The 15,654-nt window shown below is 61.7% G+C and carries 16 protein-coding genes and 1 tRNA gene; 9 read left to right on the top strand and 8 right to left on the bottom strand.

Annotated elements, in window-relative coordinates; translation table 11 throughout:
- Positions 1 to 5: 5 nt before the first annotated feature.
- A complete protein-coding gene (locus MJQ68_RS10550; RefSeq protein WP_238751071.1) occupies positions 6 to 1,271 on the bottom strand; it encodes a glutamate-5-semialdehyde dehydrogenase in 1,266 nt (421 codons plus the stop codon).
- Between the two features lie 123 nt (positions 1,272 to 1,394).
- Between MJQ68_RS10550 and mce the strand changes: the two genes are divergently transcribed.
- The 3 genes from mce to purN are packed head-to-tail and all read left to right on the top strand — an operon-like array spanning position 1,395 to position 3,688.
- Complete coding sequence (gene mce / locus MJQ68_RS10545; protein ID WP_238751070.1) at positions 1,395 to 1,802, top strand: methylmalonyl-CoA epimerase; 408 nt, start codon at positions 1,395 to 1,397, stop codon at positions 1,800 to 1,802.
- Positions 1,799 to 3,055: an MFS transporter gene (locus MJQ68_RS10540; RefSeq protein ID WP_238751069.1), complete on the top strand. Its 1,257-nt coding sequence runs from the start codon at positions 1,799 to 1,801 to the stop codon at positions 3,053 to 3,055. The genes mce and MJQ68_RS10540 overlap by 4 nt, the downstream gene beginning before the upstream one ends.
- A gap of 60 nt (positions 3,056 to 3,115) precedes the next feature.
- Positions 3,116 to 3,688, top strand: a complete 573-nt coding sequence (purN, locus tag MJQ68_RS10535; protein WP_238751068.1) for a phosphoribosylglycinamide formyltransferase — start codon at positions 3,116 to 3,118, stop codon at positions 3,686 to 3,688.
- A 3-nt stretch (positions 3,689 to 3,691) separates the two neighbouring features.
- Here the strand turns inward: purN and MJQ68_RS10530 are convergent, their stop codons facing one another.
- The 5 genes from MJQ68_RS10530 to MJQ68_RS10510 all read right to left on the bottom strand — a co-directional run bounded on the left by MJQ68_RS10530 (position 3,692) and on the right by MJQ68_RS10510 (position 8,501).
- Complete coding sequence (locus MJQ68_RS10530; protein ID WP_238751067.1) at positions 3,692 to 4,696, bottom strand: VWA domain-containing protein; 1,005 nt, start codon at positions 4,694 to 4,696, stop codon at positions 3,692 to 3,694.
- A 42-nt stretch (positions 4,697 to 4,738) separates the two neighbouring features.
- Positions 4,739 to 5,287 carry a hypothetical protein gene (locus tag MJQ68_RS10525; protein ID WP_238751066.1) on the bottom strand — a complete coding sequence of 183 codons (549 nt, stop codon included), beginning with the start codon at positions 5,285 to 5,287 and terminating at the stop codon, positions 4,739 to 4,741.
- Between the two features lie 13 nt (positions 5,288 to 5,300).
- The gene (locus MJQ68_RS10520; protein WP_238751065.1) at positions 5,301 to 6,308 is read right to left on the bottom strand and encodes a VWA domain-containing protein; all 1,008 of its coding nucleotides are present in this window, start codon (positions 6,306 to 6,308) and stop codon (positions 5,301 to 5,303) included.
- Positions 6,308 to 7,258 (bottom strand): hypothetical protein, encoded by a 951-nt coding sequence (locus MJQ68_RS10515; protein ID WP_238751064.1) that lies wholly within the window; start codon positions 7,256 to 7,258, stop codon positions 6,308 to 6,310. The genes MJQ68_RS10520 and MJQ68_RS10515 overlap by 1 nt, the downstream gene beginning before the upstream one ends.
- Before the next feature lie 82 nt (positions 7,259 to 7,340).
- Positions 7,341 to 8,501, bottom strand: coding sequence for a class I SAM-dependent methyltransferase (locus MJQ68_RS10510; protein WP_238751063.1), 1,161 nt, complete (start codon positions 8,499 to 8,501; stop codon positions 7,341 to 7,343).
- 142 nt (positions 8,502 to 8,643) lie between these two features.
- Here MJQ68_RS10510 and MJQ68_RS10505 point away from each other — a divergent pair, with 142 nt between their 5' ends.
- Positions 8,644 to 9,003, top strand: coding sequence for a nuclear transport factor 2 family protein (locus MJQ68_RS10505; RefSeq protein WP_238751062.1), 360 nt, complete (start codon positions 8,644 to 8,646; stop codon positions 9,001 to 9,003).
- A gap of 9 nt (positions 9,004 to 9,012) precedes the next feature.
- Here MJQ68_RS10505 and MJQ68_RS10500 read toward each other — a convergent pair whose 3' ends face one another.
- Together MJQ68_RS10500 and MJQ68_RS10495 are read right to left on the bottom strand one after the other, a co-directional pair.
- Positions 9,013 to 10,518, bottom strand: coding sequence for a M56 family metallopeptidase (locus tag MJQ68_RS10500; RefSeq protein ID WP_238751061.1), 1,506 nt, complete (start codon positions 10,516 to 10,518; stop codon positions 9,013 to 9,015).
- Complete coding sequence (locus tag MJQ68_RS10495) at positions 10,511 to 10,903, bottom strand: BlaI/MecI/CopY family transcriptional regulator (protein WP_238751060.1); 393 nt, start codon at positions 10,901 to 10,903, stop codon at positions 10,511 to 10,513. Before MJQ68_RS10495 ends, MJQ68_RS10500 begins: the two co-directional genes overlap by 8 nt.
- 135 nt (positions 10,904 to 11,038) lie before the next feature.
- Here MJQ68_RS10495 and MJQ68_RS10490 point away from each other — a divergent pair.
- The 5 genes from MJQ68_RS10490 (at position 11,039) to pdxH (ending at position 15,650) form a co-directional block, all read left to right on the top strand.
- A tRNA-Leu gene (locus MJQ68_RS10490) sits at positions 11,039 to 11,123 on the top strand.
- Positions 11,124 to 11,167: 44 nt separating this feature from the next.
- The gene (locus MJQ68_RS10485; RefSeq protein ID WP_238751059.1) at positions 11,168 to 12,622 is read left to right on the top strand and encodes a trigger factor; all 1,455 of its coding nucleotides are present in this window, start codon (positions 11,168 to 11,170) and stop codon (positions 12,620 to 12,622) included.
- A 169-nt stretch (positions 12,623 to 12,791) separates the two neighbouring features.
- Positions 12,792 to 13,505 (top strand): ClpP family protease, encoded by a 714-nt coding sequence (locus MJQ68_RS10480; RefSeq protein WP_264759001.1) that lies wholly within the window; start codon positions 12,792 to 12,794, stop codon positions 13,503 to 13,505.
- A 132-nt stretch (positions 13,506 to 13,637) separates the two neighbouring features.
- Positions 13,638 to 14,939 carry an ATP-dependent Clp protease ATP-binding subunit ClpX gene (gene clpX, locus MJQ68_RS10475; RefSeq protein ID WP_406612902.1) on the top strand — a complete coding sequence of 434 codons (1,302 nt, stop codon included), beginning with the start codon at positions 13,638 to 13,640 and terminating at the stop codon, positions 14,937 to 14,939.
- A gap of 54 nt (positions 14,940 to 14,993) precedes the next feature.
- Entirely contained in the window at positions 14,994 to 15,650 is a 657-nt protein-coding gene (pdxH, locus tag MJQ68_RS10470; protein ID WP_238751057.1) for a pyridoxamine 5'-phosphate oxidase, read from the top strand.
- Positions 15,651 to 15,654: the final 4 nt, after the last annotated feature.

Below are 15,654 nucleotides of genomic sequence, written 5' to 3'. Positions count from 1 at the left end.
GCCGATCACCTCACCTGCCCCGCCCCCACTACGAGCCACTTGTAGCTCACCAGCGCCTCCAGCCCCATCGGCCCCCGCGCGTGCAGCTTCTGCGTACTGATGCCGATCTCCGCCCCCAGCTCGAACTGCCCGCCGTCCGTAAAGGCAGTACTCGTGTTGACGTACACGGCCGCCGCGTCCACCTCCCGCAGGTAGCGCGCCTGCTGCGCCGCGTCGTCGCTTACGATCGCCTCGCTGTGCCGGCTCCCGTAGCGCTCCACGTGCGCCAGCGCCTCGTCGATATCGTCCACCACCCTGACCGACAGGGCCATGCGCAGGAATTCCGTACCGAAGGAGTCCGCCGTAGCGTGGTGCAGCAGGTCGGCGGCGTAGTGGTCCTGTAGCGCGGCGTGGGCCCGCTCATCGGCGTATACCTCGCACCGGCGCTCCCCGCCCAGATCGTGGAGGAGGTAAGGCAGCTGGGGCAGGTGGGTACGGTGAAGGAGCAGACAGTCCAGGGCGTTGCAGACGCTGACGCGGCGGGCCTTAGCGTTGGTGATGATATCGCGCGCCCATTCACGATTAGCCCGCTCGTCGACGTAGGTGTGGCAGATGCCGGCGCCGGTCTCGATCACGGGCACGCTGGCGTGGGCGCGCACGTAGTCGATCAGGCCCTGACTGCCGCGGGGGATGATGACGTCGACCAACCCGTCCGCCGTAAGGATGGGCAGCAGGGCCTCCCGCTCGGCCGGCGCGAGGTAGCAGGCGGGCGGCAGACCGGTCTCCCGCAGTGCCCGGTCGATCAGTTGCTTGATGGCCAGGTTGCTGTCCGCGGCATCGCGGCTCCCCTTCAGCACCGTAGCGTTTCCGGCCTTCAGGTTCAGGGCGAAGACGTCGAAGGTCACATTCGGCCGCGACTCGAACACGATACCCACTACCCCGATGGGCACGGTGATGCGGCTGAGGTGCAGGCCGTTGGCGAGGGTGCGCTGCTCGAGCGTCTTACAGAGTGGGGAGGGCAGGTCGGCTACCCGGCGCAGGTCGGCGGCGATGGCGTGCAGGCGGTCCGCATCGAGCAGCAGGCGGTCGTACTTGGGGTTGGCGGGGTCCATGCGGGCCAGGTCGCGGGCGTTGGCGGCCAGCAGGTCGGGGATGTGGGCCTCCGTCAGGTCGGCGAGGGTGCGCAGGCAGTCATCCAGCCGTGCGGCGGGCAGGCGGTTGATTCCCTGGGCGGCGGCGCGCAGGTGCGTAAGCTGAGCGGAAATAGCGGCGGAAGCGGGGGCAACTGTCATGGCAGCGGGGCGTTGTAGCTTAATTGCGGTCGTACAAGGTAACGTACGTGAGCAGTACGGACCGCGCTACCGAAGGTAGCTTCGAACCCCGCGACCGGGAGGTCGCGCTTGACACCCCCCCCCATGAGACTAGAACACATCGGTATTGCCGTAGCGGATCTGACGCAGAGCGAGGCGCTACTCCAACGCCTGCTCGGCCGCGGCAGCTACAAACGCGAGACGGTCGCTGAGCAGTCCGTCACGACCAGCTTCTTCACCGCCGGTGACGGCGCGGCCAAGCTGGAGCTCGTAGCCCCCGAGGGCCACGCCGGCCCCGTGCAGAAGTACCTCGACAAGCGCGGTCCCGGTATTCATCATCTGGCCTTCGAGGTGGACGATATCGTGGCCGAGATGCAGCGGCTGCGGGAGGACGGCTTCGAACTGCTGCAGGACCAGCCCAGCGAGGGGGCGGACAATAAGCTGGTCTGCTTCCTCCACCCCAAGTCGACGGGCGGCGTACTGGTAGAGATCTGCCAATCGCGCCCGACATGATCAGCGAGAAGCGCCTGCTGTTCATTCTGGCTACGGTACAGTTTTGCCACATCATCGATTTCATGATCATCATGCCGCTGGGCAAGACGATCATGGCCGAGTTTGCCATTACACCGGGACAGTTCGCCTGGGTCGTATCGGCCTATGCCCTGGCTGCCTTTCTGGGCAACCTGGTCAGCACGGTGGTGATCGACCGTTTCGACCGGCGTACGGCGCTGCTCTTTCTGTTTGCCGGCTTTACACTGGGTACGCTGGCCTGTGCCTTTGCGCCTACTTACCTGTTCCTGCTGAGTCTGCGCTTCGCGACCGGCCTCTTCGGGGGTACGCTGGGTGCGCTGGTCCTGGCCATCGTGGGCGACGTTATTCCGCTCGAGCGCAGGGCCTCGGCCATGGGCTGGGTGATGACGGCCTTCTCGGCGGCTTCCGTAGTCGGCGTACCGGCCGGCATCTGGATCGCGGCGGAGTACGGCTGGCATGCCCCCTTCCTGGTCACGGCGGCCATCGCAGCGGCCTTCGTGGCCCTGGCCTTCTTCACCGTACCCTCGATGCGGGGTCATCTGGTGGAGCAGACCATCGTGCCGGCGGGTGAAATGGATGACGTAGGTCGTAACCCGGAAGCCCAGCTACTGCAGCCCACCTCGCTGGTACACCAGGTGGTCGACCCCTTCCGCGCCATTTTTGCCGACCGCAACCAGCGTGCTGCCCTGCTCTTCACGATGACGCTGATGCTGGGTCACTTCACGATCATTCCCTTCATCGCGCCCTATATGCAGATCAACATCGGCTTTGCGGACAAGCAGGTGAGCCTGGTCTACCTCATCGGGGGGCTGCTCACCGTCGTGCTGCTGCCCCTGTTCGGTAAGTTGGCGGATCGCTACGGCCGGCTACGGGTGTTTACGCTTTCGTCGGTACTGGCGCTGTTCAGCATTTACGCGCTGACCAATCTGGACACCGACTCCATCCCCCTGGCCCTGCTGGTGACCAGCTCGTTCTTCGTTGTAGCCAGCGGTCGCAACGTACCGGCCACCACCATGATCACCAGCGTGGTGCGGCCCGAGAACCGGGGGGGCTTCATGAGTATTCGGCAGTCGGTCAACGAGGCGGCGCTGTTCTTCAGCACCATCATCGCTGGCTTCATCATCACGGAGGGGCCAGACGGCAAACTGGAGCACTACGAGATCCTGGGCTACTTTACCATCGTGATGAGCGTGGTCGCCATCTTTACGGCGCGGCGCATTCGGGCTATTGCGTGATCGGTTTAACCACGCTCACGGATGTTCCGTGTCCATCCGTGCATTAAATCCGTGTAATCCGTGGTTAGATCCAAACGCATAGCCATCCTAGTCTCCGGCACCGGCAGCAATGCCCGGATCCTGATCGACCGCTTCCGGCAGCATCCTGAAGATGGCGTGGAGGTCGTACTGCTCATCAGTAATAAGGCGACTGCGGGAGCGCTCACTATGGCGGCGGAACGCGATCTGCCCACACTGGTCGTGCAGCGCGCGGAGTGGAAGGAGGGACAGGAACTGCTGCGCGCCCTCGACGCATACGATATAGACCTGATCGTACTGGCCGGCTTCCTATGGCTCATCCCGGCCTACCTGGTACACGCCTATCCCAATAAGATCGTCAACATTCATCCTGCCCTGCTCCCGAAGTACGGCGGTAAGGGGATGTACGGCCGGCACGTACACGAAGCGGTGCGGGCGGCCGGGGAGGTAGAAAGCGGCATCACCATCCACTACGTCAACGAGAACTACGATGAGGGCAGCATCATCTACCAGGCTGCCGTACGGCTCGATCCGGAAGACACGGCCGAGGTGATCGCCGATCGGGTGCTACGCCTGGAGCACGGAAACTACTGGCGGGTGGTGCGGGGGTTGTAGTAGCTACTCCCCGGCCCGCCAGCCCAGCCCGAACTCCACCAGCAACAGCAGCACCGCCGGAGCCAGGAACCAGTAGAAGTAGCTGTCGTAACTTGAAAACGACTGGGTCTCGAACTCCTGCTTCTCGATACGGTCGACCTGGGCGCGCAGGGCCTGCGCCAAGTTTTCACTATCCCCACTCAGGGCGAAATAGGCTCCTCCGCCGCTCGTGGCGATGTCCTCCAGCGTGGCCTGGTCGGCACTGGTCATGGCGGGACCGCCACCCGACGCGCGGATGTAGTCCTGCCGGCCGTTATTGAGCTGGATCGGCATCATGCTGGCACCGCTCTTCCCTACCCCGACCGTATAGATCAGCAGCCCCTGCGCATTAGCCCGCGCCGCCGCCGCGGCGGCCGCTCCATCGTGGTCCTCTCCGTCCGATACGATGATGAGCGCCCGGTGGTTGGCGCTCTTCTCGTCGAAGGCAGCCTCAGCGACCGTAATGGCTTCCCCCAGATTGGTGCCCTGGGCGCTGATCTGGTAGGGGGCGGCGGTGCTCACTACGCTCTTGACGAAGTTGTAGTCGGTGGTCAGCGGGGCGGACATTACGGCCGTGCAGGTGAATAATTCTACGCCGATGTTGTTACCTGCCAGCTCATCGATCAGGGTGGTGGTGAAGAAGCGCGCCCGATCCATGCGGCTTGGCTTCACGTCTTCGGCCAGCATGGAGTTACTGATGTCCAGGGCTACGATGAGGTCGATGCCGCGGCGCTTCATCTCTTCCCGTTGGGCCGACCACTGCGGATTAGCCAGCGCCAGGATCAGTAGCGGCAGACTGGCCAGCAGCAGCCCGAACTTCGTCCACGGCAGTCGCCGGTTCACCCCCGGGGCCAGGTAGTCGAGGAGTTCGCGGTCGGCAAAGCGGTCCAGGGCCGCCCGCCGCTGCCGCCAGTACCAGAGGAACAGGCCCGCCACCAGGGGCACGAGGACCAGCAGCCAGAGGTATTCGGGATGTTCTACTCTAAACATGGGCGGTTATGGGTCGGGGCGTTGCACGCCGGGGAGTACGTCTTAGCGCAATTTAATGTCCTTAATGATATTGAGGATGCCCGGCGTCATCTCCTTGGGCATTTCGAAGGTCTCCCGGCGGTAGTCTGACCAGGCCTTTTCCTCCTTGATCTGTGCCTTCACTTCCTTGGCCAGGGGTTTGAGGAGGTAGTCGAGATCGGGAAACTGCTTACGCAGTCCCGCGATCACGCGCTCGCTTTCGTCCATGCTGTTGCTGGGGAACAGGTCGACCTGGGTGACCACCTCGATGCGTCGCCGCTGCTTGGTGTAGAACCACTCCTGGATCTCTTCTCCATTGACAACACCACGCGCATCGGCCGACCAGATCAGCACGTTGTACAGCTCGGCCACCTTGATGGCCTCCACCCCGTCGCTCATGCGGAACAGCAGTTCGGTCACCCCCTCCTCCGGCAGCAGATCGAGCAGGTCGGACAGGACGGTGAACATCGTATCGGCAAAGGCCACCTGCTGGTAGCCTGGCTGGCCCTCGATGTACATCAGGCGGTAGACGAGCGCCAGTTGCTCGCGGGCGGCGGTAAGGGATCTGGACACGGGATGGATGGGCTTAGGGGATAGTCTTCAACACCGTATACCGCAGCACGGTTTCCAGTACCAGCAGCAGCAGACCGATCCCCAGGAAGAAACCGAAGCGCTCCTCGTACCGCTTGAATACGGTGGTCTCGATCTCCGTTTTCTCCAGCTCGTCGATGTAGTCGTAGATCGATTCCAGCTCCTCGGTGTCCCGGGCGCGGAAGTAGCGGCCGTTCGTCTCCTCGGCGATGTAGGCCAGCAGCTTATCGTCCACCGTGCCCCGCGTAGGCTTGAAGCGGTAGCGTCCCCCGCCGATCGGCGCAGAGGGCATCAGGGTCTCCTCCCCGCTTCCCACCCCGATCGTGTACACCCGGATGCCGTACTTGCGGGCGATCTCGGCGGCCACTTCCGGTTTGTGGCGGTCGCCGGCGTTGTTCTCGCCGTCCGTGAGCAGGATGATGATCTTGCTAGCCGCCTCGCTGTCCCTGAGCCGGTTGATGGCCGTTTCCAGCCCCAGTCCAATGGCCGTACCGTCGGTGATCTCGCCCATCTGCAGCTCGCTGATGAAGCGGTCGATGATCTGCTTGTCCACCGTGAGGGGCGATTTCGTATAGGCCTCCCCGGCGTAAGCCACCAGCCCGATCCGGTCGAACTCCCGCTGCCGCACGAAGTCGCGGGCCACTTCCTTGGCTACCTCCAGCCGGTTGGGCGAGAAGTCCTGGGCGCCCATACTGGTCGACAGGTCCATCGTGAGCACGATATCGATGCCCTCCGCCGTCACCGATTCTTCACTCAGGTCGAGCCGCGGACGCGCCAGGGCGATCAGCATCAGTACCAGCGCGGCGACCTGTAGCAGTGGTAGCAGTGGACGCAGCGTAGTCCGCCAGCTGCCCAGCTCCCCTACCCCGGCCGTTGTCGGTAGGCGCAGACTCACCAGCCGCTCCCCCAGCCGGCGCTGATTCCATACGTACAGGGCTACCGGTAGCAGCACCAGCGGCAGTACCCAGGGGTATACGAAGCTAAATTGGTTCCACCAGCCCATCAGTCGGTCGTTTCGGTTGGTACCGCTTCCTCCACGGTGGTTTCCCGCACGAAGTCGCGGACCCGGCGCAAGCCCTGCGGATGCAGTTCTTCGGCGGGCGTGGCCTTGGCAAATTTCACGAGGTCGGACAGTTGCAACAGCTCACTGAGTTCGTCCCGCTGCGCACCGTCCAGCCCGGCACGGTCGCTCAGCTGTCGGGTGATCTGGCGGGTGGTCAGCTCGGGGGCCGGGATGTGGAAGCGCTCCGCCAGGTAGGCCCGCAGGATGCGCGTGAGTTCTACGTAGTAGGCATCGGTTTGCCCGGTCTGCCAGAGCCGGCGTTCCTCCAGTGCATCCAGGGCGGTCAGGGCCCGTACGTGGGCGGGCGGAGGGGGCGGGGCCGCGGGTGCGGGGATCGTACGGCGGCGGCGATATTCCCGGTAGCCCAGTGCCAGCAGCGCAAGGGCCAGCAGGGCAAAGACCCACCAGTAGTCCAGCAGGTTGCGCGACTCCTCGATGATGGGCTTGATGGGTAGGATATCGTCTTCGCTGGCTACGACCGCACCGCGCACCGTGAGTAGGAAGTCCGTAGTGTAGGCCGTATCCCGTAGTCCGAAGGCATCCTCGTAGTAGACCGGCAGCGGGGGGATGGTGACGTAGCCCGTATCGAAGCTCGTAAGGAGGAGCCGTTGCTCCAGCAGTAGTTCCGGGTTCTGGGCTACGGTCCGTAACTCCTCATCCTTGATCACCTCCAGCCCCGGCAGCGCATCGATGATGGCCGGATCGAGCGGCAGCACCGTCGTACCGGGGGGGGCAGAGATATTGATATCCAGGTAGATCTGGTCGCCGATGACGATCTCACTGCGGGCTAGCTCGGCGCGTACGTTCACCGTGGCATTGGTGGGGAGCTGCGCCCGTAGAAACGAGACAGCCCCCAGGAAAAGCAGCAGGATAAGCAGTAGGCGATGCATACCGCGGCAAGTTAAGCAAGGTCGAGGCGTTGCACGCCGAGTGTATGCCGCCCGTGACGTACTCGGCGTACAACGCCTCGACCTAATACCGGGCCAGCAGCTCCTCCAAATAGTGCCGCTGTACGCCAAAGGTTGCCTTCAGGGTATCCACCTGCACCTGCGTGCCCGCCGGCTTATGGCCCCGGACGGCGGTGATCATCACGTTCTTTGCGGTGTGCTCTAGGGGGATGAATTCGAATAACTTGGTGGCGTAGCCCGCCCCCTCGAGGTACAGCGCGCGTAGTCCGTCGGTGAGCATGGCGGCCTGCCGCTCCAGGAGGATGCCGTTGTCCAGCAGGGGCTTGAGGGCGGGGGGCACGACCATGTCGCGGCGGACTTGCTTCTGGCAGCAGGGGGCTACGATCAGGATCCGCGCGCCGGCCTGGATGCCCTGGTAGAGCGCGTCGTCGGTGGCCGTATCGCAGGCATGCAGGGCGATGAGCATATCCAGCTGTTCGGGGCGGTAGCTGTCGATGTAGCCCTCTTCGAAATGTAGGTGGGCAAAGGCGTTGTCGGTAGCGATCTGTCGGCATTTTTCCACGAGGGGGGTCCGCAGTTCTACGCCGGTGACGCGCACGTTGAGGCCCAGCGTATTAGTTAGGTGATCATAGAGCGCGAAGGTCAGGTAGCCGCTGCCGGAGCCCATATCCACGACGTGTGCCCCGGGGGGGAGGGGGTGATCGCGCACGAGCCCGTCGACGGTTTCGACGAATCTATTGATCTGCTTGTACTTGCGGCGGCCGGCGGCGGTGACCTCTCCTGTGGCCGTGGTGATGCCGAGGGCGTGCAGGTAGGGCCGGTCGGCGGCGATGGCGCGGAACTTTTCGCGGTTGTGGGTCACCACGGCCTCCCGGTGCTGGGGGGCCTGCTCGCGCAGGCGGGCGTTGCCCTTGCGGGACTGCATGATGGACAGCTGCTCGTCCAGGCTAAACAGATCGGCGTTATAGAAGCTCGTTTCCAGCTCCTGCTGCAGGTACTTCAGGCCTTCTTCGTAGGGGAAGTTCTTGGCCTCCTCCCGGTCGGCGTAGCGGTGGGTGACCTGTAGTATGTGTCCGTCCTTGAGCTCTACGGGGCGGGCGTAGAGGTTGCGGGGCAGCTCTGGATCCTTGCGGCGCGGCTTGCTGAGCGTGAGCTTGACCAGGCGGGCGGTGTTGGTGGCCCGGCGGGCGGCGTTCCAGAAGTGCGTAAGGGGTTCGGCGGTCATGGGCCAAAGGTAGGTCGCCCCGCCAGCTAGCGGGATGGTGCGGTGAATATCAAACAAATATTTTATATAAATAAAGAGATCAAAAAACTTGTTTTGTCCCCGCTCAGATCTTAAGTTTGTTTGAACACTAAATACACTTACTATGGACATCACACAAATTGCCGGCCGCCTGGTCCAACTCGTACGCCAGCAGGACAGCACGGCGGCCTACCGGGAGCTTTTCGCGCCCGAGGCGTCATCCCACGAGATGCCCGGCGTACCGGGCGGCGACATCAGCGGACTGGACAAGCTGATCGCCAAGAGCGAGGCCTACGACGAGGGTATGACCGTACACAGCATCACCGTGACCGACCCCCTGGTGTACCAGCAGTACTTCTGCGTAGGCATGGGCATCGACGTGACCCGCAAGGACGGCTCCCGTACCCAGGAGCACGAGATGTGCGTGTACCAGGTGCGCGATGGGAAGATTGTGGACGAGCGCTTCGTGTACGCGATGGGCTAAAGCACCGTCCTACTCACGCTTTTTCAGCGTGATGATGATAGCCCCCTCGAAGCCGCCACCGTAGCCGACAGAGGCAATGGTTTCAGGGTCTTTATGAACGTCGACGCGTTCGATGTCACCTGGGTCTAGTTGATCAGTCGGGTCGCCCTCGAAGCGCTTACCGTCGACGATGTATAGGATGTTTCCGCTCCTCAGGCGTTTAGGGTTTCCTTCCCCGGTACGGATTACTGTGCTAGTAGTGCTGGCCCCTTCCGGGATATTCCCTCCCTCTTTATCCAACAGTACATCAAGCTGAGTAGTCCCCGCTACCGTAAGCGTGGTCTTGCGAGTAGGATAACCTACGTAGGCGATCTCTACCTGATGCTCACCCGGTGTAAGTATTAGTGCGTAGCGCCCTTCGAAATCCGTGATGGTACCGGCACTGGTGGCCTCGTTTCGTACGGTTACACCGATCAGTGGCTGTAGGGTTACCGCGTCCAGCACCCGCCCCTGTACTGATGACTGCTCTTCAGCTACCGTGGTAGTATTGGTCTGTGCCCAGGAGAGCGTACCGGTAAGTAGTACGAAGAGCCCTACGAGTAGGGCTACCGAGGGATAGGGATAAGGCCAGGACCGGCCAGAGGTCTGTGCGGGAGTAAAGAGTCGGTGCAGGCGCTGGGCAAGGGAATGGATGGCATTCACAGCAAGTGGGTTTGAAGGTTGATGAATAGACTGGGTATAGCGCGCCACCCGCAGGAGGGCACTGGCGTACACGCCTCGCGCTACGCGCTGCCGTACGATGTCGTCGCAGGCAAATTCACGTTCCCGCTCGAGCTGCCGCCCTAGCCAGTAGACGAGGGGGTGGTAGAAAAATAAGTCGCCGACTAGTTGCTGCAGCACTACCCAACGGTGATCGTTGCGCATTAGGTGGGCCAGTTCGTGCAGCAGGATTGCTTCAGTTTCCTGCGGGGTGAGTTGGTTGAGAAGTCCGATAGGGAACAAGATGATGGGGTGTAGAAACCCGATGGCAACGACCGTAGAGATCCGGCGGCTGATGCGCCAACTCGCGTCGACGGTCTTGCTTAGGCTCTCCCGTAGGACACGGAACTGCCGGCGGGCCTGCGGGGGCGGGGGCAGGCCACTCCGACGGAGGCTGCGTCCCCGCACATAGTGGTAGGCGGTACGCAGCCCGAAGGCAACCAGTCCAACTAAGTATCCTATAGTCAGGTAGACCGGCCAGGGGACGGGCGGGACCGTTGGTACTTCCTCATCTGGTATGGCCTGCGGAAAGTCTGACTCCGGCAAAGCGACTGGTAAGCCTGTATCGGCTAAGGGCATGAACCACCACGTGAGGGCGGCAAACGCGAGGGGCAGGCTTACTAAGCAAATGAGGTAGATGCGGTAGCGAACGGCTGCGGAGCGGCTGACCGAGCAGCAGGCATGGGCTAACCCCGTCAGGAGGGCGAACACCCATAGCGTGTGCAGCAGGGCCCGGGCGATCGCCACGCCCCAATCGTAGGGAATGAGCTCAGTCATTTGTGTCGGTTTTCTGCTGCGCTAGCCAGTCCTGCAACGCATCGAGCTCACCGGTGTCGAACTGCCGATGGCTACCCAGCGCACGTAGTGCCAGACGGATCTCTGACCCCCCAAAGGCCGTATCCCGCAGGTGGGCGATCAGTTGAGCTTCTACGGCTACCCGCTCCGGCACCGCCGTATAGAGGTGTTGCTTGCCGTTGCGCTGCCGGTCAACTAGTCCCTTGCGGTGCATGCGTTGCAGTTGAGTAAGCACGGTCGTGTACGCCACTTTCTTGCCCTGCTCCTCTAGCCATGTATGTACTTGCTGTACTGTAGTGACGGGACACTCCCAGAGCGCCTGTAACACTAGGAGTTCCCCTTCGGAAGGAGGCTTGGAATGTGACATACTCCAAATATATACGACAGCTGTAGTAGTTGCAAATTAATCTACTACTATTGTAGTAAATATTTGCAGCGTGAATAGGCTAACCCTTCTCTTGGATGTTCTCTCCAGCGCATGTACCTTTGCGGGCGATTTCACGCGGGTGTGATGAAATTGGTATACATGCTAGATTTAGGTTCTAGTGCCGCAAGGCGTGAAGGTTCGAGTCCTTTCACCCGCACCACTGGCCTACCTTTCCCGGGTAGGCCAGTTTAACGTAGTAGCATTATGGCCGAAGTAACGTACGAAAAGACCGGGCCGGTAACCGGTCGCATCCAACTGGCATTCTCGAAGGAGGAGCTCAGCAAGCACCTTAACGAGGAGCTCAAAAAAGAGAGCAAGCGGGTAAGCATCAAAGGATTCCGGAAGGGTAAGGTGCCCATGTCGGCCCTGCGCAAGCTCATGGGCAATCAGGTCTTCGGCCCCATGCTCGACCGCACCATCCAGGAAGAGCTGTTCGGCTACATCGAGGAGCACGACATTAAGCTCATCTTCAGCCCCGTACCCGACGAGGAGGAGAAGGTGGAAATGATCAGCGCTACTAACATCAAGGACCTCAAGCTGAGCTATGACCTCGGTCTGGAGCCCGACTTCGAGCTGCAACTGCCCGAACAGGCCTTCACCAAGTACGTCCTCGACACCAACAAAGAGTTCATCGACGAGCAGGTAGAAAGCCTGCGCAAACAGCGCGGCACCACCGAAGACGTCGAGGAAGGCACCATCGGGGAGAACGATATCCTGAAGGTCACCATCCAGGAAGTCGACGGACCGATCAGCAACGAGACCTCCCTGTACGTGGATAGTCTGTCCGATACCGTCAAGGAGCAGCTTCTCGAGCAGCCCATCGGGACGAGCATCACTGTGGAGGACCTCACCACCGTCGAAAAGGAAGGCACCGAAGCCAGTGTACGCAAGTACCTGCTGGAGCTGGATAGCGAGAAGGACGAAAGCGACAACGACAACGAGCCGGAAGACGTCGAGATCGATACCGTAGACGACTTCGACGAGGCCGAGCGCCACGAGCATGCCGTAGATCTGAAGGGCAAGTCCTTCACTATCACCGTAAATAAGGTAGCCCGCCTGACCCCCGCCGAGCTCAATGAGGAGTTCTTCATCCAGTTCGACCCCCAGGGCGAGGTCTCTAACGAGGAGCAGCTGCGCGAGCGCCTGGCCGAGAATGCCTCCGAGGGCTTCAACGGTCAGGGTGTATCGATGGCCAACTTCGAGATCCAGCGCGCGCTGGTGGAGGGCAACGACTTCGAGGTGCCGACCGAGCTGATGCGCAAACTCAGCAAGAAGGAGCAGGACTCAGATACCGAATTTGCCCTCTTCGAGCGCAGCGTACGCTGGATGTTGATCCGCAACAAGATCGCCGAGCAGAAGGAGATCGAGCTGCAGTACGAGGACGTCCGCGCCGAAGCCCTGGAATCCCTGCTCCGCATGCTGGGCGGGCAGCGCCCCGACTTCCTTACTGACGAGTTCCTGGACAACTACATCCAGAACATGCTCAAGGACGATAAGCAGCGCGAGGAGATGAGCAGCAACGCCCTGGAGAAGAAGATCATGGCCGCCGTGCGCGAAGACGTGACCCTTGAGGACAAGCCGCTCTCCGTAGAGGAGTTCAACGCCACGATCAAGGCCTTCAATGAGGCGAATACGCCGGCCGGCGAGGAGGAAGAGTAACCTATTACAAGGGTACCACAGCGTACGTCATGGAGGTAGCACGGCGCCATGCCGACGGGCCTCCGTGTTACCTCCGTGCTTCCCCGCCGTGGCACCTCCGTGTTTAACCTCAACCCTAGGGTGACTGGCACGTTTACCGGGAGACTATCCACTACAAATTAAGACGAGTATGACTCCCCAAGTCCCCCAGGATGAATTCATGAAGTACGCGACCCGGCACATGGGTATGAGTACTATGCACCTGGAAAAATACGCCCACGCCATCGGAGGCATGGCCTCCCCCCAGGTCACGGGCTTCTCCCCTAACGTGATCGAAGAGCGGCAGATGAATGTCGCCGCACTGGATGTATTCAGCCGCCTGATGATGGACCGCATCATCTTTATGGGCGTCCAGGTCACCGACTACGTAGCTAACGTCGTACAGGCGCAGCTGCTGTTCCTGGAATCCGTCGACCCCAAGCGCGACGTGCAGATGTTCATCAACAGCCCCGGTGGTAGCGTCATCGCCGGTATGGGCATGTACGATACCATGCAGTACGTCACCCCCGACGTAGCCACGATCTGTACCGGTCTGGCCGCCTCCATGGGCTCCGTGCTCCTGGCCGCCGGCACCAAGGGCAAGCGCTCTATTCTGCCCCACGCCCGGGTCATGATCCACCAGCCTAGTGGTGGCATGCAGGGCCAGTTCTCCGACATGGAGATCAACTACCAGCTGATCTCCAAGCTGCGCGAGGAGCTCTACACCATCCTGGCCAACCATACCGGACAAACCTTCGAGGCCATCGAGAAGGATTCCGACCGTGACAACTGGAAAACCGCCATCGAAGCCGTCGAGTACGGCCTCGTCGACGAAGTACTGAGCCGCGAGAAGGCTGCCGCATAAGATTCGGCTAGCCCGCCCGCGACGGCGGACCGGTAGCGACGCGACATAAGGTGTCGGCGCCGGTCCGCCGTTCTTTATTCGACCGTGAACGCAATACCTTGCGTACGAACAAGTATATACCCCCTACCTATGATGAGAGGTAAACGACAAGATTTCCGCTGCTCCTTCTGTGGCCGCGACAAGAGTGACGCCCTGGTCCTCGTAGCCGGACTGGACGCCCACATCTGTGAGGTCTGCGTAGAGCAGGCCCAGGAAATCGTAGCCGAAGAGCTCTACGGTGGGGTTATGCCGGAAGGACAGAATGCCGGCGCCGCCGGTGAGCAGCCCGCCCAGGACGCCAAGACCCCCGGCTTCGAGTTCAACCTCCCCAAGGGGGTCATCCCCAGCCACATCAAGGAACACCTCGACAAGTACGTGATCGGGCAGGACGCCGCCAAGAAGATCCTCTCCGTAGCGGTCTACAACCACTACAAGCGACTGGCCAACCCGGCTGCGGCCGACGACGAGGTACAGATCGAAAAGAGTAACATCCTGCTGGTCGGACGCACCGGTACCGGCAAGACCTTGCTGGCCAAGACCATCGCCAAATTTCTCCAGGTCCCCTTTGCTATCGTAGATGCCACGGTCTTTACCGAGGCGGGCTACGTAGGTGAGGACGTCGAGAGCATCCTCAGCCGCCTGCTCCAGGTTTGCGACTACAATGTAGCCGCCGCCGAGCACGGCATCGTCTACATCGACGAGATGGACAAGGTGGCCCGCAAGAGCGACAACCCCAGCATCACCCGCGACGTAAGCGGCGAGGGCGTACAGCAGGCCATGCTCAAGATGCTGGAAGGTACCGACGTCAACGTACCCCCCCAGGGCGGCCGCAAGCACCCCGAGCAGAAGCTCGTCAAGGTCAATACCCAGAACATCCTGTTCATCTGCGGCGGAGCCTTCGATGGTATCGAGAAGATCATCGCCCGGCGTACCAACACCAAGGTGATCGGTTACGGCAATGCCAACAAGAAGCAGATCAAGGAGGAGGACATGCTACAGTACGTCACCCACCGCGACGTCAAGCGCTTCGGTATGATCCCCGAACTCATCGGCCGGTTGCCCATTGTGACCTACCTGCGCCCTCTCGACCTGGACGCTATGAAGCGCATCCTCGTAGAGCCCCGCAATAGTCTGATGCGGCAGTACCAGCACCTGTTCCGCCTGGAGGGCATCAACCTGACCTTCACGGACGACGCCGTGCAGTACATCGCCGAGACTGCCCTCGAGTACGAGCTCGGTGCCCGCGGTCTGCGCTCCATCTGCGAAGCCGTCATGACCGACGCCATGTTCGACCTGCCCGGCCGCAAGGAAGTGAAGCACTACACCATCGACGCCCGCTACGCCAAAACCAAGCTGGAAGGCGGCATGCTGGAAGTGCTCCGCGCAGCGGCCTAGGATTCTTCTCCCCAGCCCCTCTTCAGCGGAGGGGGGTGTAAATCCGCGGTTAAAATGCCCATAGACGCCCAAGACCTACGCGTAGACTACCAGGCCGATCAACTCCTGGAGCAGGACGCCCCCGCCACCGACCCCTTTCCGCTATTCAACCAGTGGTTCGAGGCGGCTAAGGACAGCGACGACCCCGAGCCCAACGCCATGGTCGTAGCCACCATCAACGCCCAGGGTCACCCCGCCGCCCGCACCGTACTCCTCAAGGAGGTCAGCGACCGCGGCTTCATCTTCTATACCAACTACGATAGCCGTAAGGGGCACGAGATCAGCGCCCACCCCCACGTGGCCGTAGTGTTCAACTGGCTGCAACTGCAGCGCTCGGTGCGCATCGAAGGACGGGTGGAAAAACTGAGCGAGGAAGCCTCCACGGAGTACTTTCAGAGCCGGCCCAAGAAGAGTCAGATCGGTGCCTGGACCAGTCCGCAGAGCGATGTGATCCCCAGCCGCGAGCTACTCGAGGCACGCCAGGAAGAAATGGAACAGCGCTTCGCGGATCAGGAAAAACTGCCCAAACCCGATCACTGGGGCGGCTTCGTCGTCATCCCTACCCTGATCGAGTTCTGGCAGGGGCGCAGCAGCCGCCTACACGACCGCCTGGCCTACTCCCGCACGGAAGAGACGAGCCCGTCGTGGACCCGCGAACGCCTGGCCCCCTAGATGC

Origin of the sequence: Neolewinella maritima (assembly GCF_923081025.1) — a bacterium.
GTDB lineage: Bacteria > Bacteroidota > Bacteroidia > Chitinophagales > Saprospiraceae > Neolewinella > Neolewinella maritima.
The sequence above is the reverse complement of the archived record's forward strand: the minus strand, read 5'-3'. Positions and strand labels throughout refer to the sequence as shown.